29 protein-coding genes and 1 pseudogene are annotated in these 25,573 nt (G+C 60.3%); 24 read left to right on the plus strand and 6 right to left on the minus strand.

Annotated elements, in window-relative coordinates; translation table 11 throughout:
- Positions 1 to 1,113: a tRNA epoxyqueuosine(34) reductase QueG gene (queG, locus tag L53_RS00130; RefSeq protein WP_034810480.1), complete on the plus strand. Its 1,113-nt coding sequence runs from the start codon at positions 1 to 3 to the stop codon at positions 1,111 to 1,113.
- A complete protein-coding gene (gene mtgA / locus L53_RS00135) occupies positions 1,098 to 2,144 on the plus strand; it encodes a monofunctional biosynthetic peptidoglycan transglycosylase (RefSeq protein ID WP_084332925.1) in 1,047 nt (348 codons plus the stop codon). Before queG ends, mtgA begins: the two co-directional genes overlap by 16 nt.
- A gap of 10 nt (positions 2,145 to 2,154) precedes the next feature.
- On the opposite strand, the gene L53_RS00140 is transcribed toward mtgA, so the two are convergent.
- Positions 2,155 to 3,723, minus strand: a complete 1,569-nt coding sequence (locus L53_RS00140; protein ID WP_051607403.1) for a mechanosensitive ion channel family protein — start codon at positions 3,721 to 3,723, stop codon at positions 2,155 to 2,157.
- Positions 3,724 to 3,734: 11 nt separating this feature from the next.
- Positions 3,735 to 4,652, minus strand: a complete 918-nt coding sequence (locus L53_RS00145; protein ID WP_034810481.1) for an SDR family NAD(P)-dependent oxidoreductase — start codon at positions 4,650 to 4,652, stop codon at positions 3,735 to 3,737.
- Between the two features lie 102 nt (positions 4,653 to 4,754).
- Here L53_RS00145 and L53_RS00150 point away from each other — a divergent pair, with 102 nt between their 5' ends.
- The 5 genes from L53_RS00150 (at position 4,755) to L53_RS00170 (ending at position 7,577) form a co-directional block, all read left to right on the plus strand.
- Positions 4,755 to 5,405 carry an HAD-IA family hydrolase gene (locus L53_RS00150; protein ID WP_034810482.1) on the plus strand — a complete coding sequence of 217 codons (651 nt, stop codon included), beginning with the start codon at positions 4,755 to 4,757 and terminating at the stop codon, positions 5,403 to 5,405.
- Entirely contained in the window at positions 5,392 to 5,976 is a 585-nt protein-coding gene (locus L53_RS00155; protein ID WP_034810483.1) for a hypothetical protein, read from the plus strand. The genes L53_RS00150 and L53_RS00155 overlap by 14 nt, the downstream gene beginning before the upstream one ends.
- Positions 5,977 to 5,979: 3 nt before the next feature.
- A complete protein-coding gene (locus tag L53_RS00160; RefSeq protein WP_034810485.1) occupies positions 5,980 to 6,273 on the plus strand; it encodes a 4a-hydroxytetrahydrobiopterin dehydratase in 294 nt (97 codons plus the stop codon).
- A gap of 99 nt (positions 6,274 to 6,372) precedes the next feature.
- Positions 6,373 to 7,143 carry an SDR family oxidoreductase gene (locus tag L53_RS00165; protein WP_034810487.1) on the plus strand — a complete coding sequence of 257 codons (771 nt, stop codon included), beginning with the start codon at positions 6,373 to 6,375 and terminating at the stop codon, positions 7,141 to 7,143.
- A 62-nt stretch (positions 7,144 to 7,205) separates the two neighbouring features.
- Entirely contained in the window at positions 7,206 to 7,577 is a 372-nt protein-coding gene (locus L53_RS00170) for a VOC family protein (RefSeq protein ID WP_034810488.1), read from the plus strand.
- On the opposite strand, the gene L53_RS00175 is transcribed toward L53_RS00170, so the two are convergent.
- Entirely contained in the window at positions 7,564 to 8,808 is a 1,245-nt protein-coding gene (locus L53_RS00175) for an MFS transporter (protein ID WP_233347448.1), read from the minus strand. The two genes, L53_RS00170 and L53_RS00175, sit on opposite strands and share 14 nt — an antisense overlap.
- 159 nt (positions 8,809 to 8,967) lie before the next feature.
- Between L53_RS00175 and L53_RS00180 the strand changes: the two genes are divergently transcribed.
- From L53_RS00180 to L53_RS16665, 4 genes and pseudogenes are all read left to right on the plus strand, one after another.
- Entirely contained in the window at positions 8,968 to 9,261 is a 294-nt protein-coding gene (locus L53_RS00180; protein ID WP_034810489.1) for a YggT family protein, read from the plus strand.
- A gap of 4 nt (positions 9,262 to 9,265) precedes the next feature.
- Positions 9,266 to 9,562 carry a DUF167 family protein gene (locus L53_RS00185; RefSeq protein ID WP_034810490.1) on the plus strand — a complete coding sequence of 99 codons (297 nt, stop codon included), beginning with the start codon at positions 9,266 to 9,268 and terminating at the stop codon, positions 9,560 to 9,562.
- Positions 9,543 to 10,412, plus strand: a pseudogene (gene folD, locus L53_RS00190) (bifunctional methylenetetrahydrofolate dehydrogenase/methenyltetrahydrofolate cyclohydrolase FolD); the annotation flags it as partial. The gene L53_RS00185 and the pseudogene folD, both read left to right, overlap by 20 nt.
- Before the next feature lie 80 nt (positions 10,413 to 10,492).
- Positions 10,493 to 10,657 (plus strand): HNH endonuclease signature motif containing protein, encoded by a 165-nt coding sequence (locus tag L53_RS16665; protein ID WP_084333035.1) that lies wholly within the window; start codon positions 10,493 to 10,495, stop codon positions 10,655 to 10,657.
- On the opposite strand, the gene L53_RS16045 is transcribed toward L53_RS16665, so the two are convergent.
- A complete protein-coding gene (locus tag L53_RS16045) occupies positions 10,654 to 11,394 on the minus strand; it encodes a LytTR family DNA-binding domain-containing protein (protein WP_198019692.1) in 741 nt (246 codons plus the stop codon). The genes L53_RS16665 and L53_RS16045 overlap by 4 nt on opposite strands.
- A gap of 162 nt (positions 11,395 to 11,556) precedes the next feature.
- Here L53_RS16045 and L53_RS00200 point away from each other — a divergent pair, with 162 nt between their 5' ends.
- The 10 genes from L53_RS00200 (at position 11,557) to odhB (ending at position 21,991) form a co-directional block, all read left to right on the plus strand.
- Positions 11,557 to 11,979, plus strand: coding sequence for a DUF2141 domain-containing protein (locus L53_RS00200; RefSeq protein ID WP_034810491.1), 423 nt, complete (start codon positions 11,557 to 11,559; stop codon positions 11,977 to 11,979).
- Positions 11,980 to 12,002: 23 nt separating this feature from the next.
- A complete protein-coding gene (locus L53_RS00205; RefSeq protein ID WP_233347449.1) occupies positions 12,003 to 12,554 on the plus strand; it encodes a DUF2306 domain-containing protein in 552 nt (183 codons plus the stop codon).
- A 75-nt stretch (positions 12,555 to 12,629) separates the two neighbouring features.
- Positions 12,630 to 13,802 carry an alkaline phosphatase D family protein gene (locus L53_RS00210; protein WP_034810493.1) on the plus strand — a complete coding sequence of 391 codons (1,173 nt, stop codon included), beginning with the start codon at positions 12,630 to 12,632 and terminating at the stop codon, positions 13,800 to 13,802.
- Between the two features lie 37 nt (positions 13,803 to 13,839).
- Entirely contained in the window at positions 13,840 to 14,316 is a 477-nt protein-coding gene (locus L53_RS00215; protein ID WP_034810494.1) for an MFS transporter, read from the plus strand.
- Positions 14,307 to 14,591: a hypothetical protein gene (locus L53_RS00220; protein WP_034810496.1), complete on the plus strand. Its 285-nt coding sequence runs from the start codon at positions 14,307 to 14,309 to the stop codon at positions 14,589 to 14,591. Before L53_RS00215 ends, L53_RS00220 begins: the two co-directional genes overlap by 10 nt.
- Positions 14,561 to 15,040, plus strand: coding sequence for an MFS transporter (locus L53_RS00225; RefSeq protein ID WP_198019693.1), 480 nt, complete (start codon positions 14,561 to 14,563; stop codon positions 15,038 to 15,040). The genes L53_RS00220 and L53_RS00225 overlap by 31 nt, the downstream gene beginning before the upstream one ends.
- 122 nt (positions 15,041 to 15,162) lie before the next feature.
- Positions 15,163 to 16,359 (plus strand): ADP-forming succinate--CoA ligase subunit beta, encoded by a 1,197-nt coding sequence (gene sucC, locus L53_RS00230; protein ID WP_034810498.1) that lies wholly within the window; start codon positions 15,163 to 15,165, stop codon positions 16,357 to 16,359.
- Between the two features lie 6 nt (positions 16,360 to 16,365).
- The gene (sucD, locus tag L53_RS00235; RefSeq protein WP_034810499.1) at positions 16,366 to 17,268 is read left to right on the plus strand and encodes a succinate--CoA ligase subunit alpha; all 903 of its coding nucleotides are present in this window, start codon (positions 16,366 to 16,368) and stop codon (positions 17,266 to 17,268) included.
- Positions 17,269 to 17,432: 164 nt separating this feature from the next.
- Positions 17,433 to 20,441 carry a 2-oxoglutarate dehydrogenase E1 component gene (locus tag L53_RS00240; protein WP_034810500.1) on the plus strand — a complete coding sequence of 1,003 codons (3,009 nt, stop codon included), beginning with the start codon at positions 17,433 to 17,435 and terminating at the stop codon, positions 20,439 to 20,441.
- Positions 20,442 to 20,470: 29 nt separating this feature from the next.
- Positions 20,471 to 21,991, plus strand: a complete 1,521-nt coding sequence (odhB, locus tag L53_RS00245) for a 2-oxoglutarate dehydrogenase complex dihydrolipoyllysine-residue succinyltransferase (protein WP_034810501.1) — start codon at positions 20,471 to 20,473, stop codon at positions 21,989 to 21,991.
- On the opposite strand, the gene L53_RS00250 is transcribed toward odhB, so the two are convergent.
- Positions 21,988 to 22,689 (minus strand): class I SAM-dependent methyltransferase, encoded by a 702-nt coding sequence (locus tag L53_RS00250; RefSeq protein ID WP_051607405.1) that lies wholly within the window; start codon positions 22,687 to 22,689, stop codon positions 21,988 to 21,990. The two genes, odhB and L53_RS00250, sit on opposite strands and share 4 nt — an antisense overlap.
- Before the next feature lie 520 nt (positions 22,690 to 23,209).
- On the opposite strand from L53_RS00250, the gene L53_RS00255 reads away from it, so the two are divergent.
- Positions 23,210 to 24,397 (plus strand): mechanosensitive ion channel, encoded by a 1,188-nt coding sequence (locus L53_RS00255; RefSeq protein ID WP_034810502.1) that lies wholly within the window; start codon positions 23,210 to 23,212, stop codon positions 24,395 to 24,397.
- A gap of 152 nt (positions 24,398 to 24,549) precedes the next feature.
- Positions 24,550 to 24,894 (plus strand): chorismate mutase, encoded by a 345-nt coding sequence (locus L53_RS00260; protein WP_051607406.1) that lies wholly within the window; start codon positions 24,550 to 24,552, stop codon positions 24,892 to 24,894.
- Here L53_RS00260 and L53_RS00265 read toward each other — a convergent pair.
- Positions 24,855 to 25,235 (minus strand): Hpt domain-containing protein, encoded by a 381-nt coding sequence (locus tag L53_RS00265; protein WP_034810503.1) that lies wholly within the window; start codon positions 25,233 to 25,235, stop codon positions 24,855 to 24,857. The genes L53_RS00260 and L53_RS00265 overlap by 40 nt on opposite strands.
- A gap of 187 nt (positions 25,236 to 25,422) precedes the next feature.
- Here L53_RS00265 and L53_RS16905 point away from each other — a divergent pair, with 187 nt between their 5' ends.
- The gene (locus L53_RS16905; RefSeq protein WP_156947764.1) at positions 25,423 to 25,566 is read left to right on the plus strand and encodes a hypothetical protein; all 144 of its coding nucleotides are present in this window, start codon (positions 25,423 to 25,425) and stop codon (positions 25,564 to 25,566) included.
- The last annotated feature ends 7 nt before the right edge of the window (positions 25,567 to 25,573 follow it).

The following is a 25,573-nucleotide window of genomic DNA, read 5'->3' on the forward strand; positions in this document are numbered from 1 at the left end:
TTGCCCGATCCCCTCCACATCCGCGTCAAGCACCTCGCCCGGTCGCTTGGCTTTGACGGCGTGGCGATTGCGCGGGCGGATGAGGCATGGGTGGCAGGCGAGCGGCTGGAAGCGTTCGTAGAGGCTGGCCATCATGGCAGCATGGATTGGATGGAGACGACGCTGGAGCGGCGCAAGGCGCCGACCGCGATGTGGCCGGATGCCAAATCTGCCGTCGTCGTCGCGCTCAATTACGGCCCGGACCATGATCCGCTCCGCACTCTGGAACAGAAGGCGCTCGGCAACATCTCCGTCTACGCACGGGGGAGGGACTATCACGATACGCTGAAGAAGCGGCTGAAACAGTTCGCCCGGGAGTTCGTGGCCGAGACCGGCGCAGAGGTGAAAGTCTTTGTCGATACCGCGCCGCTGATGGAAAAGCCGCTGGCCGAAAAGGCCGGCCTCGGCTGGCAGGGCAAGCACACCAATCTGGTCAGCCGTGAGCTGGGATCTTGGTTCTTTCTTGGTGTGATGCTGACGGTGGCGGAACTGGAACCCGATCAACCGGAGGCGGATCATTGCGGTTCGTGCCGCGCCTGTCAGGACGTCTGCCCGACCAATGCGTTTCCCGCGCCCTATCAACTCGATGCGCGGCGCTGCATCTCCTACCTCACCATTGAGCATTCGGGGCCGATCCCGGCAGAGTTTCGTGCGGCGATGGGCAACCGTATCTATGGGTGTGATGATTGCCTTGCCATCTGTCCGTGGAACAAGTTCGCCGAAGCCGCCAGCGAGATCGCCTTCCATGCGCGGCCCGAACTCAAGGCGCCGGGGCTGGATGAACTTGCCGCGCTGGACGATGCCACATTTCGGGAAGTGTTCTCCGGTTCGCCCGTCAAGCGGATCGGGCGGGACCGGTTCGTGCGCAATGTCTGTATCGCCATCGGCAATTCAGGGGAGGGGGCGCTGGTCGCCAGCCTGCTGCCGCTGCTGGATGATCCGGCGTCGGTGGTACGTGGGTCTGCTATCTGGGCGCTCGCCCGCCTTGATCGTGCCCGATTTGCGACGGAAAAGGCCGTCCGGATGGAGCCGGAAACGGATCCGGGCGTTCTGGCGGAATGGATGACAGAGTGATGAGCGGTTTCTGGACCTTCCTGACATGGGCGATGCGCATTCTGGCGGGCCTGTTTGTGGCGTTTCACCTCTATGCGCTGGCGCTGGTCTGGCTGCCCATTCCGGGCACGGTGCTGATGGTGCAGCGCGCGGCAGGTGGCGAGACGGTACGGCGCGACGCGGTGCCCTTGTCCGAGATTTCGCCTCACCTTGTGCGCGCGGTCATCGCGGCGGAGGATTCCCGCTTCTGCGAGCATAATGGAATTGACCGTGCCGCGATTGAAAAGGCGCTGGATGAACGCCGTCAGGGCAAGCGCACGCGCGGCGCTTCCACAATCACACAGCAGACCGCCAAGAATGTCTTTCTCTGGAATGGGGGCGGCGTACCGCGCAAGCTGGGCGACATGTGGATGGGAGTGTTCATCGACAAGTTCTGGGGCAAGGCCCGCGTCATGGAAGCCTATCTGAATGTCGCCGAATGGGGCGATGGCCTGTTCGGGGCCGAGGCCGCCGCGCAGGCGCGGTTTGGCAAGTCCGCGGCAGACCTGACAGAGCGCGAGGCCGCACTGCTGGCCGCTGTGCTGCCGAGCCCGAACAAATGGCGCGTCGATCCGCCGGGGCCTTATGTCAACAAACGCGCCGGCACGCTGCAGGCGCGCATGCGGGTTGTGCACAGCCAGGGCCTCGCGACCTGTGTGCTAGGCGATACGCCGCCTCCGGCACGCCCGCAGCCACAACAGGGCCAGCCGGCCCCGCAGCTTGAGCCCTTGCCGGACCTGCCACCTGAACCGGAGACCGGGCCCGAGGCAATCGAGCCTGAAGAGGTGCAGGCCGCGCCAGAAGATGACGAGTTCGATGCGTTTCTGGAAGGCGCGCAGGAACGGTTTGGCGAGGCCGGGCAATCCCCTGAACCCATCGAGGAAGCGCCTGAGCCGCTGGAGCCCGAAGCCGCAGCGAGCCAGTCGGAAGCGCGGGATGGCGGCCCGACCGATCTGCGTCCGCGGTCATTGGAGCCGGTTGAAGACCCCGCGAGCGAGGCGTTCCCCGACTAGTCAGATTGCCTTAATCGGCTTCTGGCGGTCGCGCTTTCGTTTCATCCTGTTTCACAGTGTCCGCTTCCGGCTCACTTTCCTCCGGTTCCGGAGTGGCGTTCAGATCAGGCGTGCGCTTGGGCCGGGAAATCTCGACCTTGAGCGCGGAGTCCGGTTCGATGAACAGCTCCTTGCGGCGCAGCGGCACGGACATGCCGTTTTCGGTAAAGCGTTTCCAGACTTCGCGCAGGATGTTGGAGCCGACATTGGCCGTGCCATTTTCCGGGTCGATGATCCAGAAGCGCATCTCCAGAACAATGCACTCATCGGTGAAGTCTTTGACGAGGCAGACGGGTTGCGGCCAGCTGATGACTCGCTCGGTCGCCTTGGCGGCGGCGATGACGATGGCAATCGCCTCTTCCAGGTCGGACGTGTAATCGATGCGCAACTCCTTGTGGATGCGCACGCGCTTGTTGGAAAAGCTCCAATTGATCACCGTATCGGTCATCAGCTTTTCGTTCGGGATCAGGAATTCCTTGCCTTCCTGCGTCGTGATCGACGTGTAGCGCAGGCCGAGGGATTCCACGACGCCGAACGTCTCGCCGACCTCGATCACGTCCTGCGGCTTGATCGAGCGCTCCGAGAGCAGGACGATGCCGGAGACAAAGTTCGAGACAACTTTCTGCATACCGAAGGCAAAGCCGAGGCCGATGGCACCGGAGATGACCGTTAGCGCGCCTAGCGGAATGCCGAGCCCTGCGAGGGTGAGCAGGGCAGCCGCAACAATGAAGACAATCTGTATGGCATTGCCAATCAGAATGCGGATGGACGGTTCGACTTTCGGGATGTGATTGACCCGCCGCTTCATCGATTTTGCGGCGCGGTTTGCAATGAACAGCAAGACAGCGGCGGTCAGGATAGCCTGAAAAATGAAGACCGGGCTGATCCGCCGATTCCCGAAGGACGGACCAATACTCGAAAGCCAGTTCATGACATCCGGCAAGACGCCGAGGGCGAAGAATATCGCGAACGTCCATGTCAGGAATGATGCAAGACCGCGCAATTCTTCCGGCAGGAAGGTCATGGTCACCCGGATGGCAAGCCAGGCAATCGCGAGTGACAAGGCCGTCCGAACCAGGATCAGCGAGTGGTCGATGGAGCTGAGCAATGAGACCGCCAGCGCCAGAAGGATGGACCAGAGCGCCGGACGAACCGCCTTGTGCAAGACGTCCAGTCCTTCGCGGCGGGGCGGCTCGACAAAGCGTCGCAGCGTGACCGTGATCAGGCGCTTGAAGGGTGGGGTGAGCAGGGCGCCCAGCGCGAGCGCCAGGATGATACAGCCGAGCTGGATCAGGATAGGATAGAGAAATTCAGGCTGTTGCGCCTTTGTCTGAAGCCAGCCGGCTGGGTCGTCGAGAAAGGGTCGAGCAGGCTCTATCCATTTGAGCAGCGGATTAATGACGTCTTCTACCGGCGGGAGGATATCCTCCGATGGCGGAGTGGCTTGTCCAGTCGCTTCCGTCGCATCCACCGGACGGCAATAGGTTTCCCCATCACCGCCGGTGATGCATTTCTGGTAGGTGACGCCATCTTCCGCCAAGCGCTATCCGCCTAGACTGGGTCGTAGGGGAAGACACTGGCCGAGGCGCCCATGTCGAAGAAGTTGGCTTTCATGGCGGGCATGGCCTGTTCGAGCAGGCTTTCCGGCGTCCAGCCCTCCATACGCGCCAGCGACTTGACCGGACGCGGCTGGTCGAACAGCACGACTTCATTGCCGCGCACGGCAAAAATCTGTCCGGACACGTCATTGGCCTTGTCGGCGCAAAGGGCCACAGCCAGTTGGGCAACCTGGTCGGCCCGCATGCCCTGGCGCATCCGCTCGACACGCTCTGCGCCGGCTTCGTCCTTGACCGGGATGGAGGCGATCATGCGCGTCCAGGCAAATGGCGCGATGACATTGGAGCGGACATTCTTGCGCGCGCCTTCCATGGCGACGATGCGCGACAGGCCGACAATGCCCATCTTGGCGGCGGCATAGTTCGCCTGGCCGATATTGCCGATCAGGCCGGATGTGGAGGTGAAGAGGACGAAATTGCCGTCTTCCTTTTCGCGGAACAGTTCGATGGCCGCGCGGGTGACGTTGAAGCTGCCCCGCAGGTGCACGTCGATGACGCTGTCCCAATCATCTTCGCTCATCTTGTGGAACATGCCGTCGCGCAGGATGCCGGCCGGGTTGATGATCGAGTGCAGGGCGCCGAACTCGTCCTTGGCCTGTTCGATCATGCCTTGGACCGCTTTCATGTCGGTCACGCTTTCCGAGTTCGAGACAGCCTCGCCGCCCGCCGCGCGGATTTCCTGAGCCACGGTTTCAGCCGGGCCTGCACTGCCTTCATCGGCGCCGGTCAGGCTGCCGCCCAGATCGTTGACGACCACTTTTGCGCCCTCGCGCGCCGCCAGCAGCGCGGTTTCCTTGCCGATGCCATTACCACCGCCGGTCACGAGGACCACTTTGCCTTCCAGAACGCCCATCAGACGAAACTCCCTTTATATGTTGCAGTCGCGGCCACACTAGAACTCGGCCCGCAATGTTCAAGGTTTGAAATCGTCGCTGGTGCGGGTAGAGGTGCTGGCATGACAAAGACATTCCAAGCTGTAATCTGGGATTTCGGGGGCGTATTCACGACCTCTCCCTTCGACGCCTTCACCCGCTACGAGGCCGAGCATGGCCTGCCAAAGGATTTCATCCGCACGGTCAATGCCACCAATCCGCTGGACAATGCCTGGGCCAAGCTTGAGCAGAGCCTCGTCACGGCGGCAGAGTTCGACGGCATGTTCCGCGAGGAATCAAAGGCGATGGGGCATGAGGTGCCCGGTGGGGAAGTGCTGGCGCTGTTGTCCGGCTCGCTGCGGCCGCGCGTGGTCAAGGCGCTGAGCGTCTGCAAGACCAAGGGCAAGGTTGGCTGCATCACCAACAATGCGCCGATCGGCAAAGGCGCCTCGATGACCAATGACGAGGCAAAAGCGCGTGAGGTGGCCAAGGTCTTCGACATGTTCGACCATGTGATCGAGAGTTCAAAGCTCGGCATTCGCAAGCCCGATCCGCGCATCTATGCTCTGATGTGCGAGACGCTCGATGTTGATCCGGCAAGCTGTGTCTATCTGGATGACCTCGGGCACAATCTGAAACCGGCCCGTGATATGGGCATGACAACGATCAAGGTGCTCAATGAAGACCAATTGTTGTCAGACCTTCAGGCGGCGACCGGGTATGAACTGGGCTAACGCCCTCATCGGCGCGCTGGCGGCCATGCTGCTGGCGGCATGCTCGCCTGCGGCCGAGCCGGAACGGCCATTGGTGCCGGATGAATCCCTGATGCAGCCGCCACAGGTGCCTGAGCCGGTTGTGCTGACCGAAGAAGCAGAGGCGATGCGGGACCAGCTATTGTCGCATGCAAAGGCAGGATCGTTGAGCCGTTTGTCGCGAGTGGCCAATGCGAATGACGGCTTTGTCTCCAATCTGGGCGGTACGCCGCACCGGCAGTATTGGGATCTGATGCGCCGGATTGGCGCCGATCCGAACCGCAGCCTGCGCAAGTTGTTCGAACTGCCTCCCGGCATGCGCGAGATTGATGGCGAAGTCTGGTATGTCTGGCCAGACCTAGCCGCGCGTGACGCTGAGGACCTGATCCCGGAGAAACTGTCCTTCCAGGACCGCCGGCGCCTCATGGAACTGATTGGCGAAGAGGGAATTGAGCGGATACGACAGGGTGAAGGCTATCCCGGCATGCGCACCGCCATCGCGGGCAATGGCCGATGGGTCTATTATGTGCTCGGTCAGGATGCAGAGGACTGAGCTATGACAGACAGGATTGGCGCAGATGCAGCGCTCTCAAAACTGGGCGGCTGGGCAAAAGGTGCCGGTGACCGTGACACGATCGAGAAGACGTTCAAGCTGGCCGATTTCAAGACGGCCTGGGGCTTCATGTCGGCTGTCGCACTAAAAGCCGAGCAGATGGACCATCATCCTGAATGGTTCAATGTCTATAACAAGGTCGAGGTCACGCTGACGACGCATGATGTGGACGGTGTGTCTGAAAAGGACGTTGAACTGGCCCGGTTCATGGATGAACTGGCTGCGAAACTTTCCTGATCCTCGCGGCAGAACTGTCGCCTCTCCCAAGGTCAAGCTGGCCCGGTTTCGAGTGCACTGTTACGGGTAGGAAAACCTGAAACAGTGGAGGAGACCGGCATGGGTCGCGTACAGGGCAAGAAGGCATTTATCACCGGCGGTGCGCAGGGGCTGGGCGAGGCAACGGCTCGCATGATGGCTCGCGAAGGCGCCAAGGTAACCGTCACCGATGTGAACGGGGCAGGGGCCGAAGCTGTTGCCGCCTCGATCAATGACGAACACGGCGCAGGCACGGCCTTTGCCTGGCAGCATGATGTGACCGACGAGGCGCAATGGCAGGAAGTGCTGCAAGCGGCGCATGATGCGATGGGCGGCCTGAACGTGCTGGTCAACAATGCCGGCATCGGCTCGCTCGGCTCGGTCGAAGACGAAAACTACGACATGTTCAAGAAAGTGCAGACGGTCGACGTCGATTCCATTTTTCTCGGCTGCAAGTACGCCATTCCGCTGATGCGCGCGCACGGGCTTGGTTCGATCATCAACATCTCGTCCATTGCCGGTATCATCGCGAGTGCGAACTACGTCTCCTACAACACCGCCAAGGCGGCCGTTCGGCATATCTCGAAATCCATTGCGCTGCATTGCGCCAAGGGCGGCCAGATTCGCTGCAACTCGGTGCATCCCGTCTTCATCAATACGCCGATCCTGGATCGGACGAAGGAAATGTTCGGCGAGGAAGAAGCGCTCGCCAAGCTTGGGCGCCAGATCCCGCTCGGGAAGGTCGGTGAGCCGGACGATATCGCCTATGCGGTGCTCTATCTCGCATCGGATGAGTCGAAGCTCGTCACCGGAATCGAGCTGAAAGTGGATGGTGGCATCTCGGCCATGTAAAGGCTTGTCGCTCCCGACTGTTCCTGTTATGTTCCGTTCTGTCCAGTTGATGGGAGGGACTTATGATCGGGTATGTAACAGTCGGGACGTCAGACCTGCAGCGCGCTGCGAAATTCTATGATGCCATTGCGGCCGAGATGGGCACCGGGCGGATGATGGATTTCGACACATTCATCGCCTGGGGCACGCCCGGTGGTGCAGCAGGCGTGGCGGCGACCCTGCCGTTCGACAAACAGCCCGCCACCGTCGGCAATGGCACGATGGTGGCGCTGCAGGCCAGGGACAAGGATCAGGTGCACAAGCTGTATGAGATCGCGCTGGCCAATGGCGGCAGTGATGAAGGCGCACCCGGACCGCGTGGCGATGAAGGGTTCTATGCCGCTTATTTCCGGGATCCGGATGGCAACAAGCTCAATGCTTTCACGATGGTGTAAGCGGGCGTTTCGACGTCACGATAACGGCATAGACGGCGAGTGTGCCGACCAGGCCTGCCGATACGTAGAGCGGGAGTTCCGGCATGAATGAGTACAGCATTGCCCCGATAAGGGGGCCGAAGATGAAGCCGGCCGGGGGCGCTGCCGCGAGCAGCGCTGCCGCTGAGCCCTGCTCCTCGCGAGAGACCGAAAGGCTGCCCAGCGCATTGGCGGCGGGCACGGCCAGCGCCGCACCACACCCAACGGCAAAGAAGCTGAGTGCGAGCGACCAGAACGGGAAGAAGAGGTCGGCTGAAACATAGCCCATGGCCACAATGGCGAGGCCAATCGGCAGGATGCGTCGCGGATCGGGTTTGCGCGGCTGAACAAAGCCGAATTGCACCATTATCATGCCCGCGGCGATGCAGGCGAAGGCAATCCCGGAATGAAGCACGACGGCTTCGCCGGCTGAGCGGGTGGCTGTGTCTATGAACTGGTAGCGATCTTCGATGAACCAGCTGACCGTCTGCTGTACGATTCCGATTCCAATGAAATAGGTGAACAGGAAAAGCAGGTGCGGGAAGACGCGCGGATCGCGCACCGCGAGTGGGGTCGGGCGCTTGGCAGATTTCGGGCGCGGCCTTGTTGGGGGCAAAACCACGGCCAGAATAAGGGCAACGGTCAGATTGAAGGCGATGGTGCCCCAGATCGGCATGAGGGCCCCAAACGGGGCAAGCACGGTGGCACCTGCCGGGCCGAGGATGGATCCGATGCTCATACAGGCGCCAAGCATGCCGAGCCCGCCGGCCCGGTCGAGCGGCGTGGTGGCATCCGTCATCGCAGCCATGGCGGCCGGTTGCAGACCGGGCGACAACAGGCCGAACCAGAGGCGCACGAAGACAAGCGTGAAAAAGGCGGTCAGCCCGGTCAGGATTCCTGCCAGCGCGGCGCTCAGGGCGAACACGAAGATCATGTTGGTCAGGCCCATGGCCGCCAGCGAGAAAACCATGACGCGTTTGCGGCCAAACCGGTCAGCCAGCCGGCCCCAGGTTGGAATGAGCAGCGCATAGACAGCAGCGGACAGGGTCAGGATACCCGCGACCTGAATTTCGGTCAGGCCGGCCTTGCGGGCGAGGGGGGCAACGACCACGAAGTTGATGCTCATGCCCGCGCCCATGGCCACCATGGCAATGCCGATCATCGCTTTCTGGACCCCGGTGAGCGGTAGCAGCGGCCTGTCCGGATCTGTCATGCAAGCGGGCTCCCTCGGCAATCGTTATAATTGTTTGTGTTTGCCCGCCTTGCCAAACGGAATGTGTTCCCAACTGGCAAAGCTAGAGAGAACGCCTTGCACAAGCTAGGGGCATCACCCTAAGTGAAGGCAACAACAGAAAAATCGGAGCGTTGCCCCATGGCCGCCATTCTTGATCTCATCATGGTCGTTCTGCGGATCGCCACATTCATCATCATCATTCAGGCTGTCTTGTCCTGGCTGGTCGGTTTCAATGTGCTGAGCCTCCAGAACCCCACCGTACGCAGTGTCTGGGGTGGATTGCAGCGTATTACCGAGCCGGTTTACCGCCCGATCCGCAACATCCTGCCGCCCATGGGTGGGCTGGACCTGACGCCTATGGTGGTTCTGCTGATCATTTTCTTCCTCGAGCGTGTGATCGCGCGCTACGGCTACGGCATCGTCCCGTTCTGATCGCATGCACAGGCTGATCGTCCGCGTTCAGCCGAACGCCTCGGCCGACCGGGTCGAAACATGGGAAACAGACGCTTCGGGCCGAACCTATCTGAAGGTTCGTGTGCGCGCTGTGCCCGAGGGTGGCAAGGCGAATGCAGCCGTCGAAAAGCTGATCGCGAAATGGCTGGGCGTGCCAAAGTCTGCGGTCAGGGTGGTGACGGGCACAAAGAACCGGTTAAAAGGCCTCGACATTGACGGGCCGCCCGATCTGGCGGCGAAGCTGGCCGGGGATCAGGGCAATGAGCGCGCAGGTAATTGACGGAAAATCGGTTGCGGCAGATGTCCGCTCAGACGTGGCAAAGGCGGTAAGCCAATTGCCCGGACAGCCTTCACTGGCTGTGGTCCTTGTGGGGGAAGACCCTGCGAGCCAGGTCTATGTGCGCAACAAAGTACGCCAGACCGAAGAGGTTGGCATGGTCTCCGTGCACCACCGCCTGCCGGATACGGCCAGCCAGGCCGATGTCGAGACCCTGATAGCAACCCTGAATGCCGATCAAAGCGTCGATGGCATCCTGTTGCAGTTGCCGCTGCCCAAGGGTCTCGATGCTGATGCGGCGATCGAGAAGATCGATCCCGACAAGGATGTCGACGGACTGACCGAAGTGTCTGCCGGTCGCCTGACGCTCGGCAAGCCGGGCCTGCGCCCGTGCACACCGACCGGCTGTGTGATCCTGGCCAAGCGCGCGCTGGGCAGTGACCTCTCCGGCAAACATGTCGTCGTGATTGGTCGCTCGATCCTCGTCGGCAAGCCGGCCGCGCTGTTGTTCCTGGCTGAGAACTGCACGGTCACCATCGCGCACAGCCGTACAAAGGACCTGCCGGCCATGTGCCGCGAGGCCGACATTCTCGTGCCTGCCGTCGGACGTCCGCAAATGGTCAAGGCCGACTGGGTGAAGCCCGGCGCGACCATTATCGATGTCGGGATCAACCGGATCGATGCGCCCGAAAAGGGCGAGGGGAAGACCCGTCTGGTGGGTGATGCCGACTATGCCGCCAGCGCGGAAGTTGCGGGTCACATCACGCCCGTGCCGGGCGGGGTCGGGCCCATGACCATTGCCTGCCTGTTGCGCAATACGGTGCTGGCCGCCTGCGCCCGGCGTGGCTGGAGTCCTTTTCCCCGCCGGACACGCCGCGATTCCGGCAACTTTGGGAAGATCAGGACGGCCTCTGCGCCCTGTGTGGAAAGCCCATGCCCCCCAGCCGGGCTGATGTGGCGCATTCCACGCTCTGGAAGAAATGGCGGCCGACATTCGACCATATCATACCGCGCGCGCATGAAGGGTCAGACGAGATCAACAATCTCCGTCTTGCCCATGCCATTTGCAACAAACGCCGAGGCACCGGAAAGGGCTAGGCGAGGCCTGCAGCCCGGACATTCGGCTGGTAGGTACGCGAAACCGGTGCTTCCTGACCGGATTTCAGGATGAGAACCAGTTTGCCATTGGTGCGCCGCGCATCGGCGACACCCTTGTGCGAGACCCACCATGAGCGATGAGTCTGCAGGCCGTTGTCTTCGCCCAGTTCTCGCATCGCATCGGCCAGCCGCATCAGGATCAGTTCTTCCCCCCGGTCTGTATGAACGCGCAGATAATGATCTTCCGAGGAGATGGCCCAGAGATCTGCGCCCCGATATCGCACTGGCAGGCGCGACAGGAAGCCCGCGACCCGGTCTTCCGGTTCGGCGTCTTCCAGCTCGGCCAGTTGACGGGCCCGATCAATGAGGAATCCGCCCGTCGTGATGACGAGCGAGATCGCCAGCACATAGGCAAACTGGATGGGGATGTGCACCAGGGAAATCGACGCGCCCAGAAAGGCCAGGAAAATACAGAGCGAGATCGTGACAGGAATCGTAAGCAAGACGGCGGCGGCTACAATTCTCAGGGCCGGGTGGGACGCCTTCATGTGCGTGTGGAAGACAAAGGGTACGACCCAATAGGATGCGACCGACCCGACCAGCATTGTGACGAACCACATCAGGAATCGGAGTTTGAGAGAGCCGCCGGTGCCATAGACTCCGAACCATGTGAAGCCAGCCGCCAGCAGGGTGACGATGCCGAGTGTTTTTCCAATATCCTTCAGGGCTGATGCCATCGTGTCATCCCGTGTATTTCGCGCTTCGTGAATGGGTTTGCAGGTATTTGGCGAAGGATTCCAGCCCGTCCGCGCAATCTCCGTAGCGCTGACCCGGCCCGCACCACACCCTGTCTTCATCACCCACCACGGGGCGACCGCCCCACACTATGGAGACATCAAATGAACATCAACCGCACACTCGTATCGATCCTGGCCGCCATCGCCATTGTGCCTGTTTCGGCGTCTGCCGCTGACCTGACGCTCAAGGTCGAAAATCTTGGTGAGAATACCGGGGCGCTCCACATTGCGATCTTCAACGAAGGCGGCTGGTCCGGAAATGACGCCGTTGCGGCGGACATTGTCGACGTTTCAGAAGGCGCTGATTCCGTCGTCTTCCAAGGGCTGGAGCCTAGGACATACGGTGTGAAGCTGTTTCACGACGTAGATGGCGACGGCAAACTGGCGCGTGGAAATTTCGGCATTCCGACAGAGCCCTATGGTTTCTCCAATGATGCGCCGGTCCGCTTTGGTCCGCCAAGCTTCGGCGATGCCGAGTTCGCCCTGCCGACCGATGGCGCCGTCCACACAATCACACTGCGCTAAGCCTGCCGTTAAGGAGACCTGTCATGAAAAGTCCTGCCTTTGCCCTGCCATCCGGACTGCCCCGCCTGTCGCCGGGACGGCCCAGCAACCGCACCGTGATCCTAATCGGCCTTGCCGCCTATGCGGTGATCAGCTGGATGATCCTGAAAAGCGCGGACAATCCTCCGATCCGGTTCAGGCTGGATGCCGCGCGTCTGGTCGAGTCGCCGGTCGTGCTCAAAATGCACCTGGCGGGAGCGCTCAGCGCGTTTGGTATCGGCACGGCTTTGATGATGGGCGTAAAGGGCAGGGGGCTGCACAAGCGGCTTGGCTATGCCTGGGTTGTGGCGATGGCGATCACGGCGATCAGTTCCTTCTTCCTGACAGGCCTCAATGGCAACAGCTTCAGCTGGATCCATGGCCTGTCAGCCTGGACAATCATCGGCCTGCCCATGGGCATCGCTGCGGCGCGCCGGAAGGATATCGCAAGGCATCGCAAGGAAATGACCGGAATGTTCACAGGGGGTATGTTGGTTGCTGGCCTGTTTACCTTCCTGCCGGGACGCATGATGTGGTCGATCTTCTTCGGAGTTTGATCGGAATAAGCCCCTTACCGACCCCTCCAAAGACCGCTACACCGATTGCAGGTAGAGGTGCCTTGGAGGGGTAATATGAAACGTATTGTCAGTGCGATTGTCGTTGCAGGGCTCGCGGCGTGCCAGGCGCCGGGGCCGATCACCATTCCGGGCATAACGCGCGCGCCGCAAAGTGCCGAAGAGGCGCTCGACGCCTATTACCGCACATTGCCGAAAGATTTTTATCCAACCGCCCCCGCCGGATTGCCCTTGCCTTCGAAAGACGCGGTCCTGTCGCGCGTGCTGGTGGGGTCTTGTCATGATGAGGAAGCAGCCGGACCGACCGATACATTGCAGCGCATTGCCGCCGAAGACGCGGATCTTTTCCTGATGATCGGCGACAATGTCTATGGCGACAAGGACGGCATGAGCTATGCCACCGATCAGGCCGAACTCGACGAACTTCGCGAGAGTTTTGCCGATCTTGCCGCCCGCAGCGATTTCCAGGCCTTGCGGGCGAGCCATCCCATGATGGTGGCGTGGGATGACCATGACTATGGCGCCAATGATGCGGGCCGCGAATTCCCGTTCCGTCGTCTTGCTGAGCGTGTGCACGAACGCTTCTGGGGGATCGAGAACATAGATGTCGGCGCCTGGCCCGGCACCTATTATGCGCGCACCTTTGGCCCGGAAGGCCAGCGCGCCCAGATCATCATGCTGGATACGCGGTTCTTCCGGTCGCCGCTGACCGCGACAGACGAATATGGCGTGACCGGCAAGGAGCGCTATGTCGCGTCCTCCGATCCCAATCAGGACATGCTGGGCAATGACCAGTGGACCTGGCTGGAAAACCAGTTGCAAAAGCCGGCAGATTTGCGCCTGATCGTCTCGTCGATCCAGGTCTTGCCGACCGACGGCCATGGCTGGGAAAGCTGGTCGCGCCTGCCGGCCGAACAGCAGCGTCTCTACAATCTGATCAGTGAGACAGGTGCGAACGGCGTGGTGTTCGTGTCAGGCGACCGGCATGCGTCCTTCCTCTATCGCAGTGAGACTGCGCTGCCATACCCTGCCTACGAGTTGACGGCTTCGTCGCTGAACGTGTCGTTCCAGGATACAACGGACGAGATGGACCCAGCACAGATCGGCGAAGGCTTTTCGCAGGATAATTATGGTGCAATCGGCATCGATTGGGCCGCTGGGGCTGTCGATCTTGAGATAAAAAACGCCGCAGGCGAGACGGTCCGTCAAACAACCGCCCAATTCCGGTAGCTATGCCACGCGGCAACGGAAAGGCCGCCTGTAGATTATGACTGATACCCGCAATGTCTTCGCCCTCATCCTGGCGGTGATGATCCTGCAAATCGCGGGCGGCTTGCTGAGCATGTTGACCCCGCTTGGGCTCGAAGCGCTGGGCACGGCGCCCCAATTCATCGGTGGCATCGCCGCGCTCTATGCGACGGGCTTCATGCTGGGGGCATGGACCGCACCTGCAGCGCTTGCCTCCTTTGGCAACATCCGCCTGTTCGCTGCTGCCGCAGCAGTCACTTCGGCGGGGTCCATTGCCTTGTCCCTGTGGTATGAGCCCGGCTTCTGGGCCATCGTACGCATCGTACAGGGTGTCAGTTTTGCCTATATGTTCACGAGCGTGGAGAGCTGGTTGGGGCAGGCCGTGCCGGACAAGTCGCGCGGCAATGTCATGGGCCTGTATCACATGGGCGCGAAACTCTCGCTGATGATTGGTCCGTTCTTCGTGGCGGGCCTGTCGCCGCTGCATTGTTTCTGACCTTGGCGCTCGTGCCGATCTGCCTCACACAACAGGAACAGCCGGAAGCGCCGGATCGCAAGGCAATGCCGATTGGGCGCCTGTACAAACTGGCCCCGGCGGCTGTCATCGGGGTGATGCTGGCGGGCGTGATCAATACCGGTACGCTCGCTTTGCTGCCGATCTATTTTGAAAGCTTCTCCATTGGCGGGGGAGGGACGGTGCGTGGCTGGGCGGCTTCATCATTCAATGGCCTGCAGGGCGGTTGTCCGACCGAATCGAGCGCCGATTGGTGATCGCGGTACTGTGCGCCATTTCGGGTATGGCTGCGATGGTGATCGCGATATTCGGACGCAGCCTTGGAGAGGTCGGCGTGATGATGGTGCTGGTCGTGTGGGGCGCCGGTGCATTGACGTTTTTTGGATTATGCGTGGCCCACGCCATCGACCGCACCCCCAAGGGAAAGATTCCGCAGGTCATGTCCGGTCTGCTTTTCATTTGGGCCGGTGGATCAATTGTGGGGCCACTTTTGTCGGGTATCGCCATGCGCGGTGCAGGTGCGACAGGCCTGTTCGGTCTGTCTGGCTTGTTGCTCATCCTGTTGGCGTTGATTATGGTCTGGCGGGTTTCCGCAAGGGCAGCTCCGGAAGAGCACCAACAAGAGGATTGGAGCCCGATCCTGCCAACGCCTCTGGCCAGCGTGGAACTCGATCCGCGCAATCCGGACCGGGAAGCCGAAACCTGAGTCCAGACTTGAGTACTCAGCTGGTTTACGGGCCTGCCAAGACTGTTATATAGCGCGGACAATCAAACGGGCCGGCCTGTGCCGGCTCTTTCCGCAAGCCAGGGCAGACAAGGCAAGTTTCCATGAACATACACGAATACCAGGCCAAGGCCGTGCTGAAATCTTTCGGCGCTCCAGTGGCAGAAGGCGTACCCGTTCTTTCTCTCGATGATGTACAAAAGGCGGTCGATACGCTGCCGGGGCCGCTCTGGGTCGTGAAGTCCCAAATTCATGCCGGTGGACGCGGCAAGGGCAAGTTCATCGAAGCAGCAGCTGGCGAAAAGGGCGGCGTTCGCCTCGCCTTCTCCAAGGAAGACGTTCTGGAGCACGCCAAGGCGATGCTGGGCAATCACCTCGTCACCGCGCAGACCAGCGATGCTGGCAAACAGGTCAACCGCCTCTACATCGAAGACGGCGCCGACATTGATCGCGAACTCTATCTCTCCCTTCTGGTCGACCGCGCCACAGGCCGCCCGGCCTTTGTTGCCTCCACCGAAGGCGGCATGGACATTGAGGAAGTCGCGCACGAGACGCCTGAGAAAATCCTGACCCTGCCAATCGATCCGACGGCTGGTGTGACCGAAGCCGATGCTGCGCAGCTCTGCGACGCGCTGAAGCTGGACGGTGAGGCCCGCGAAGATGGCATGAAACTCTTCCCGATCCTCTACAAGGCCTTCATCGAGAAGGACATGGCGATGCTCGAGATCAACCCGCTGATCGTCATGGAAAATGGCCGTCTGCGCGTGCTCGACGCCAAGGTCAGCTTTGACGGCAACGCCCTGTTCCGCCACCCTGACATTGTCGAGCTGCGGGACACGACCGAGGAAGACGAAAAAGAGATCGAGGCCTCCGAATGGGACCTCGCCTATATCGCCCTCGACGGCACGATCGGTTGCATGGTCAACGGCGCGGGCCTCGCCATGGCGACGATGGACATCATCAAGCTGTACGGTGAAGAGCCAGCCAACTTCTGTGACGTTGGCGGCGGTGCAAACGCCGAGAAGGTCGCTGCGGCCTTCAAGATCATCATGAAGGACCCGAACGTGAAGGGCATCCTCGTGAATATCTTCGGCGGCATCATGAAATGTGACGTCATCGCCGAAGGCGTGATCGCCGCGGTGAAGGAGACCAACCTCGCTGTGCCGCTGGTTGTGCGCCTCGAAGGTACGAACGTCGAAATGGGCAAGGAAATCATCAAGAATTCCGGCCTGAACGTCATCCCCGCCGATGACCTCGACGACGCCGCCCAGAAAATTGTTGCCGCTGTTAAAGAGGCCTAAGGAAACATGTCCATTCTCATCGACAAGAATACCAAAGTCATCGTCCAGGGCCTGACCGGCAATACGGGCTCTTTCCACACCAATCAGGCGCTGGAGTATTACGGCACGCAAATGGTTGCCGGTACGCACCCGAAGAAGGCTGGCCAGAAATGGACCGCTGACAACGGCACCGAACTGCCGATCTTCGCCAATGCCGGTGAAGCCGCCAAGGCAACCGGCGCCAATGCGTCCGTGATCTACGTGCCGCCAGTCGGCGCCGCCGCCGCCATCGAAGAAGCCATCGATGCGGAAATCCCGCTGATCGTCTGCATCACCGAGGGCGTTCCTGTGCTCGACATGGTGCGTGTGAAGGCGAAACTAGAAAAATCCAAGTCACGCCTGATCGGTCCGAACTGCCCCGGCCTGTTGACGCCGGAACAGTGCAAGATCGGCATCATGCCCGGCAAGATCTTCCAGAAGGGCACTGTTGGCGTTGTGTCGCGCTCCGGTACGTTGACCTATGAAGCCGTTTACCAGACCTCTCAGGCGGGCCTCGGCCAGACATCTGCAGTCGGTATCGGCGGTGACCCGGTCAAAGGCACCGAGTTCATCGACGTGCTGGACATGTTCCTGTCCGATGATGAGACCCAATCGATCATCATGATCGGTGAAATTGGCGGCAGTGCCGAAGAGGAAGCTGCGCAATTCCTGATCGACGAAGCCAAAAAAGGCCGGAAAAAACCGATGGTCGGCTTTATTGCGGGTCGGACTGCGCCGAAGGGGCGCACGATGGGCCATGCCGGTGCTATCGTTTCAGGTGGCCAGGGTGATGCCGAGAGCAAGATTGCGGCGATGGAAGAGGCGGGTATTCGCGTCTCCCCGTCACCTGCGCGTCTCGGGACAACCATGGTTGACGTATTGAAGGGCTAGCGCCCGGATATACATCTAAGCCAGGACGGCCCGTCCGGGCCAGTCTGGCGAGGCCAGCATCTGTCCCCGCACAGGCCGTCCTAGAGAACTTCAGTTCCGGTAGGAACCGGGCAAGTATTTTGTTCCTTAATGTCAGGGAACAGGTCCCAAAGGACGGATTGAAAATGGCAGATGATGGCAGCCCAGTAGACGGCTCGCGCGGCGCAGGTAACAGCGCCATGCTGGAAACAGCGTTCCTGTATGGCGGCTCGGCCCAATGGCTGGAGCAGATGCAGGCTGCATATGCGAAGAATCCCGCGTCAGTTCCTGAGAGCTGGCGCGAATTCTTTGCGGAATTGGGCGATGATTCAGGTGATGCGGCGCGCAATGCCGACGGTGCCAGCTGGAAACGGGGCGACTGGCCCCGTCCGGTCAGCGACGAACAGGTCGCCGCCTTCGACGGCAACTGGGCGCTGGTCGAGCCAAAGCTCGAAAAGAAGCTGAAATCTGCCAAGCCGGGCGCCTCTGCCGAGGAAATCGCCCAGAACGTCAAGGATTCGATCCGCGCGATCATGATGATCCGCGCCTATCGCATGCGCGGCCACCTTGCTGCGCAGCTGGACCCGCTTTCGCTCGACACGCCTGAAAAACAGCCTGAACTGGACCCTGCCAGCTATGGCTTTGGTGCAGACGACATGGGCCGCAAGATCTTCATCGATGGCTATCTTGGTCTGGACCATGCGACGGTCAGCGAGATGCTCGACATCCTGCAGCGGACATATTGTTCGACCATAGGCATCGAGTTCATGCATATTTCCGATCCGGAAGAGAAGGCCTGGCTTCAGGAGCGGATCGAAGGCCCGGACAAGGGCGTTGCGTTCACGGATCAGGGCAAGAAGGCGATCCTCGCCAAGCTGATCGAAGCGGAAACCTTCGAACGCTTCCTGCACAAGCGGTATCCAGGCACGAAACGCTTCGGACTTGATGGCGGTGAAGCGGCGGTGCCCGCGCTGGAACAGATCATCAAACGTGGCGGCGCGCTTGGCGTGCGCGAGATCGTTGTCGGTATGCCGCACCGTGGTCGCCTCAACATGCTGGCCGCTGTGATGGGCAAGCCCTACGAGCAGATCTTCCACGAATTCCAGGGCGGTAACACGCAAGGCGCAGGCGAGTTTGGCTCGGGCGATGTGAAATACCATCTCGGCGCGTCGTCTGACCGCGAGTTCGACGGCAATGAAGTTCACCTCTCGATGAACGCCAACCCGTCCCACCTGGAAGCAGTGGACCCGGTTGTGCTGGGCAAGTCGCGCTCCAAGCAGGAAATGCTGCATCGTGAGAGCGGGACGCTGGACCGCTCGACCGTGTTGCCATTGTTGCTCCACGGCGACGCAGCCTTTGCGGGGCAGGGCGTCGTGTCCGAATGTTTCGCGCTGTCGGGCCTGTCGGGCTATCGCACGGGTGGCACGATCCACTTTATCGTGAACAACCAGATCGGCTTCACCACGAGCCCGATTTATTCCCGGTCTTCTCCGTACCCGTCGGATGTTGCCCTGATGGTTCAGGCACCGATCTTCCACGTGAATGGCGACGATCCGGAAGCGGTTACCTATGCGGCCAAGATCGCGACCGAGTACCGTCAGAAATTCGGCAAGGACGTTGTCATCGACATGTTCTGCTATCGCCGCTTCGGGCACAATGAGGGCGACGAGCCCATGTTCACCCAGCCGGTGATGTACACCAAGATCAAGGGCCATGCCTCGACCCGCGAGATCTATGCCGAGCGCCTCGTCAAGGAAGGCATCCTGACGGCCGAGCAGGTCGAGCAGCAAGTGGTTGATTTCGAAGCCTATCTCGACCGCGAGTTCGAAGCCGGCAAGACATTCGAAGCCAAGAAAGCCGACTGGCTGGACGGCGAGTGGAAAGGCCTCGGCCTGCCGGATGATGATGAGCGCCGCGGCAAGACCGGTGTTGCCAAGAAACGCCTGCAGGCGCTTGGCCAGACCATCACCACGGTGCCGGAAGGCGTCGACATTCACCGCACGCTTGCGCGCGTCATCGACGCACGCTCAACCGCCATCTCGAAAGGGAAGGGGCTCGATTGGGCGACGGCGGAGCATCTGGCGTTTGCGACCTTGCTGGACGAGGGCTTCCCGGTCCGTCTGTCCGGACAGGATAGCGGTCGTGGGACATTCTCCCAGCGCCACAGCCACATCATCGACCAGACAAATGGCGATCGCTACACGCCGCTGAACAATATCAGCGACAAGCAGGCCCATTACGAAGTGATCGACTCGCTTCTGTCGGAAGAGGCTGTTGTCGGATACGAGTACGGATATTCGCTAGCCGACCCGAACACGCTGACCATGTGGGAAGCCCAGTTCGGGGACTTCTCCAACGGTGCGCAGGTCTTCTTCGACCAGTTCATCTCGTCGGCTGAGCGCAAATGGCTGCGCATGTCGGGCCTGGTCCTGCTCCTGCCGCATGGCTATGAAGGTCAGGGTCCGGAGCACTCATCAGCCCGTCTGGAGCGCTTCCTGCAGATGTGTGCCGAAGACAATTGGCAAGTCTGCAATCTGACGACGCCGGCAAACTATTTCCATGCCCTGCGCCGCCAGATCCATCGCGACTTCCGCAAGCCGCTGATCATCATGACGCCGAAATCCCTTTTGCGTCACAAGCTGGCAACGTCCAGTCTGGACGATCTGAGCACGAAGTCATCCTTCCACCGTATCTTGTGGGATGATGCCGAGACGCCGGGCCGCGAAGGCAAGGTGAAACTCGTCAAGGACAACAAGGTGCGCCGCGTCGTGCTCTGTTCGGGCAAGGTCTATTATGATCTGTTCGAAGCGCGCGAGGAAAGCGGTGTGGACGATGTCTATCTGCTGCGCGTCGAGCAATTCTATCCGGTGCCACGCAAGTCGCTGATCCATGAGTTGAAGCGCTTCCCACAGGCCGAGATCGTCTGGTGTCAGGAAGAGCCACGCAACATGGGTGGCTGGACGTTCATTCGGGACGAGCTGGAATGGTGTGCAAACCAGGCCGGGTCCACCTCTCCGCGTCCATCCTATGCGGGCCGTCCGCCATCTGCTGCCACGGCAACAGGTTTGCTGTCCAAGCACAAGGCCGAGCAGGATTCCCTGATCTCAACGGCCCTTGGCAAAGACCCTGTAGCTGACAACATCGTCGCCACCTGATTCTGATTTATTACAAACGGACTGATTTCATGACCGATATCACAGTGCCTACTCTCGGCGAGAGCATCACCGAAGCCACAGTTGGCCAATGGCTGAAAGCCAAGGGCGACGCGGTAAAGAAAGACGAAGTGCTTGTTGAACTCGAAACAGACAAAGTGTCTGTTGAGGTTTCCGCCACCGAAGATGGCGTCCTGTCCGAGATTATCGCCAATGAGGGCGACACGGTCGAAATCGGCGCGCTGCTTGGCAAGCTCGGCGGCGGGTCCGGCGCATCGGCGAAGCCTGAAACGGCTGCGGCGGCGCTGCCGGAGCATGGCGGGCCGAAAGATCCGGGCGGCGTCCCGGGCAAGGCCGACAAGGGCGAACTGATGGATGTAGAAGTGCCGACCATGGGCGAAAGCGTCGCTGAGGGCACGCTGTCAACCTTCCTCAAGGCGCCAGGTGATGCGGTCAAGAAAGACGAGACAATCGCCGAGATCGAAACCGACAAGGTTGCACTGGAAGTGCCTTCACCCGCTGACGGCATCGTCGCCGAATTGCTGGTCGGTGAGGGTGACTCGGTTACGCCGGGATCTGTTATTGCGCGCATCAGCGCGGGCGGGTCGGCCGCGGCCGCTGCGCCGGCAGCGTCGAAGCCTGCAGCCACCACATCGGCTCCCGCTGCGACGGGCGAGCGCCCTGTCTCTCCATCCGTGCGCCGCATTTCATCAGAGGCTGGCGTGAACCCCGCTGATATTCCAGGCTCAGGCCGTGATGGCCGCGCGACAAAGGCTGACGCGATGAATTATGTGAACAGCGCGCCGAAGGCTGCTTCGGCTCCGGCAGAAGCCAAGGGACCGCGCGACATTGGTCCGCGGGAAGAGCGCGTCCGCATGACGCGCCTGCGCCAGACGATCGCTCGCCGCCTGAAAGAGGCTCAGGACAATGCGGCCATGCTGACGACATTCAACGATGTCGACATGGGCGCAATCATGGACCTTCGGAAAAAGCATCAGGAAGCCTTCGTTGCCAAGCACGGCATCAAGCTTGGCTTCATGAGCTTCTTCGTGAAAGCGTGCGTCAACGCGCTGAAGGAAGTGCCTGCGGTGAACGCCGAGATCGATGGCACGGACATCATCTACAAGAACTATTATGACATCGGCGTCGCGGTCGGCACCGACAAGGGCCTTGTTGTGCCCGTCGTGCGCGATTCCGACGACCTGTCGCTGGCCGGTATCGAGAAGTATATTGCCGATCTCGGCAAGCGCGCCCGCGATGGCTCGCTGACCATTGGCGACATGCAGGGCGGTACGTTCACCATCTCCAATGGCGGGATCTATGGCTCGCTGATGTCGACCCCGATCCTGAACCCCCCACAGTCCGGCGTGCTTGGCATGCACCGGATCGAACAGCGCCCTGTGGCCATCAATGGCGAAGTAAAGATTCGCCCCATGATGTATCTGGCGCTGTCCTATGACCACCGGATCGTTGACGGCAAGGAAGCGGTGACCTTCCTTGTCCGCGTCAAGGAAGCCCTGGAAGACCCAGAGCGGATGCTGCTCGAAGTCTAGGCCTTCGCGGTCAGCCAGCCTCGGATAAGTCCTGCCTGCATGCACTGTGCGGGCAGGGCAAATCCGGCACTCTCCATCATGTGTTCAACCTTTGCCGGTCCGTGGCAGGCAAACTGTGAGCCGAACATCTGCTGGTAGTGAGCCCGACCCTCCGGGGTCATGCCCGTACGGGACAAGAGGTTCAGCCAAAGCTCCATCACCATCGGGAAGTCGGGCGCGTTCATGTTGGCGCACAAGTCGGCATTGAAGAGCGGTGCGCCGGGGCGCAAGCGATCCGCGATGGAACGGAAGTAAGCGGTCCGCGAGTCGGCCTGGGTCAGGAAGTGCGAGACGAGCAGACTGGTTGCGCCATCAAAGTCGAATGCTTCGACCTCCGAGACATAAGCATTGTGAAACGTGCAGCGCGCCGCGAAGCCTTCAGCCTCCGCATGCCGGCGAGCGACATCCAACATGGCGTTGGAAGGATCAATGAGCGCAAACTGCCATTTGGGAAATCGTGTGGCGAGGTAGCGGACTTCAGCGCCGGTCCCGGCCCCGGCGACAAGAATGCGTGCATTGTCCGGCAGTTTTCCCAAACCGGTTTCCAGTATCAGATGCAGCAGCCCCTTGATGGCCTGCAATTCTTCGAACTGGTTGTCGTATGCTGCGGCATGATCCGGGCCGAAGGCTTCAGACAAAGCGAACTTGTCTTGCGACATGGGAAGCTCTCCATACATGTTATTTTATAACATATACGTTTGACCCATGTGACCGCAACAGGAAAAACGTTCGAGATCGCCGTTGCGAGATTTTTCGCGAAATTGACCTACGGGTTCACGAAAAAGGGCAGGTGCGTTTCTGCACCTGCCCATTCGCGTCGTCCCCTTATCGCGGCCTGCCAGGGGGGCGTCTCCCCACCCTCCGCGATGTGTTGTATTTATTACGCGTCACAACACAGGTTATGTACATAAGGGGGGCTGATTGAATGGTTCCCCAATGCCTTGTTATTTCACGTTCATTTGATCCGAGGTAGCAAAAGCGGTACGCTTTGGTGCGCTCCGTGGTCGAAATCGACTTCAATCCCTAGTGTGGGTGAGCGCACACAAACGGAGGCGGTGGGCATGTGCTGGGCTGGCATTTTCCAAGCGAAATTTGTTGGCACGCGCAACCAGGGGCTCCCCCAATGCGTATCTGATTGAGCCTCAACTGGCGCAACACAACTAAAGGGGACTAACTTCAATGGACGAATTCTGGCGAAATACGGTCGATCAGGCGCAGGCCTATGGTCCACAGCTGATCAAGGCCGCCTTGGTCATGATTGCCTTCATCATCGGCGCTTTCATCGTGCGCTGGCTGATTGCGGCAGCCATCGACCGGACAGGTCTGGCCAAGAAAGCCAACGCATCAACGGCCACCAGTGACAGCAAATCGCTTGGCACCAGCCTTGCGCAAGCGGCATTCTGGGTCACGATCCTGATAGGTTTGATGCAAGCGCTCGCGATCGCAGGCGCAACGCAGATTTCGAGCGCGCTACATGGCGTGATCGATCCGATCCTGTCCTATCTGCCAAATGTCATCGGTGCGGCACTGATCTTCGGAATTTTCATCATTATTGCCAATGTCGTGCGTGAGACGCTGAAAGCCGTACTTGTATTCGGTGACGGCATGCCGGAACGCTTCGGCTTGGCGACCGGACGCGTAAACATCTCCGGCATTGTGGCATCCGTGGCATTCGCCGTTCTGGTGATCATCGGCGCTATCATGGCGTTTGATGTGCTGGCCATCGAGGCGATCTCCGCCCCGGCAAATGAGCTGCTGACCGACATTATCGGCATTATCCCGAATGTACTGGCCGCCGGCGTGATCCTCGCAATCTTCGTGCTGATCGGCCGGTTTGTTGCCAATCTGGTGCTGAAGACGCTGCCAGGTACAGGTGTGGATTCGGCTGTTTCCGAACTTGGCCTGCTCAAGGGCGCAGATGGCGGGCTGACTGCCAGCACGGTAATTGCCCGGGTTGCGATGTTCCTGATCGTGCTGCTTGGCCTGGTGGCTGCGCTGAACGCGCTGGGAATTGAGTCGCTGACCTATGCGATGAATGTTGTGCTCGATATGGGCGTCCAGATCATCTTTGGCGCGCTGATCATCTTCGCAGGCGTGTTCATTGCCAAGCTTGTGAGCTCGGCCATGGATTCCACTGGGGCAGGGGCAACCGATGTCACTGCGCGCGTCATGAAATGGATCATCATCGTGCTTGCCGTGATCCTCGGCATCTCCCGCATGGGCCTCGACCCTACGGGTGGCGTGTTCATTCTGGAAGTGGCCAAATGGATTGTCATCGGCGGTGCCGCAGCCTTTGCCATCGCCTTTGGCTGGGGTGGCCGCGAATGGGCCGCCCGGATCCTCGAATCCTGGCGCAGCACACGCTAGACAGCGCTCAACCCATAAAACAGGGGGCCGCTCGAAAGGGCGGCCCTTTTTCATGTCCATGTGGTCTGGAGGCGCTTCGTCGCAGCTGCTTTGTTGCGGTGGCGATTGGGGTCATATATGCGCAAACCTCTCGGCAACAGGGCATATTCCGCATGACCACCTACACTTCCGATCAGCGACGTCACTCATCCGAGACGGCTGAAACCATGTCCGATGTTCGTTATGAGATCGACCGGATTGATCGTCTGCTCGTCGAAATCCTGGCAGAGCGCCAATCCTTCATGGATGCTGCGGCGCGTATCAAGCCGGACCGGTCGAAAGTGCATGACAGCGCGCGGATCGAAGATGTCGTGACAAAGGTCAAGGCTGCTTGCGAAGGCGCGGGCTTGTCGCCGGCCATCGCCGAGCCGGTCTGGCGGACCTTGATTGACCGTTGCATTGCGTACGAGTTCGGCAGCTATGACGCGCGGCGTGGCGGCGACGATGTAAACTCGTAAAGCACCTGGGCGACCTCTTCGAGTGTCTCCCCCAGCGCATCCTTGATATCGCTGATCATGACTGCAGCGGCCGTGACGCTGGGCGGGGTCTCTGACCGGCCTGCTTTTTCGGCTTTCTCACATTTCGACGCCAACAGGATGGCACCTATACCAAGGCTGGCGCCCTTGAGCGTGTGGGCGGCGTCGGCCCATTGGCTCGCCTCGGCGTGCGGATCCAGCATACGTGACCAGATTTCGGCCTGATGCCGGAAGATTTCGATGACTTCCACGGCGAGATCATTGTCGCCTCCGGTCATTGCTTTGAGGTGCTCGCGATCGAGTAAGGCAAAGGTCTCGGTCATGTCAGGCGTCTCCCACAGAATTTGACCGTGACACGAGGCTGCTGCCCAATCGTTAATGATTTTAGCTTTTCAGAGAATCTTTGATCGGGCTGAATTTATCGATTGTCGAAAAGGCAAACTTGAATTATTATTCATCTGTGCCGAGTTTTGACGTGGCACAATTCGTATTTGGCTCTGGGGAATTACGATGTTGGATTTCGTCGTGTTGGTTCGTAATCTGGTTTTGGCAGCTGCTTTGGCGTGGCTGGGACTGGAATTTGCGCCGGAGCAGGATGACAATTCCGAAGCGGCCCGTCAGGACTCTGTGGTCACGGCCCTGCTGGCCCGTTAACGCATTC

The sequence above is a fragment of the Hyphomonas sp. L-53-1-40 genome (assembly GCF_000682775.1).
Taxonomy (GTDB): domain Bacteria; phylum Pseudomonadota; class Alphaproteobacteria; order Caulobacterales; family Hyphomonadaceae; genus Hyphomonas.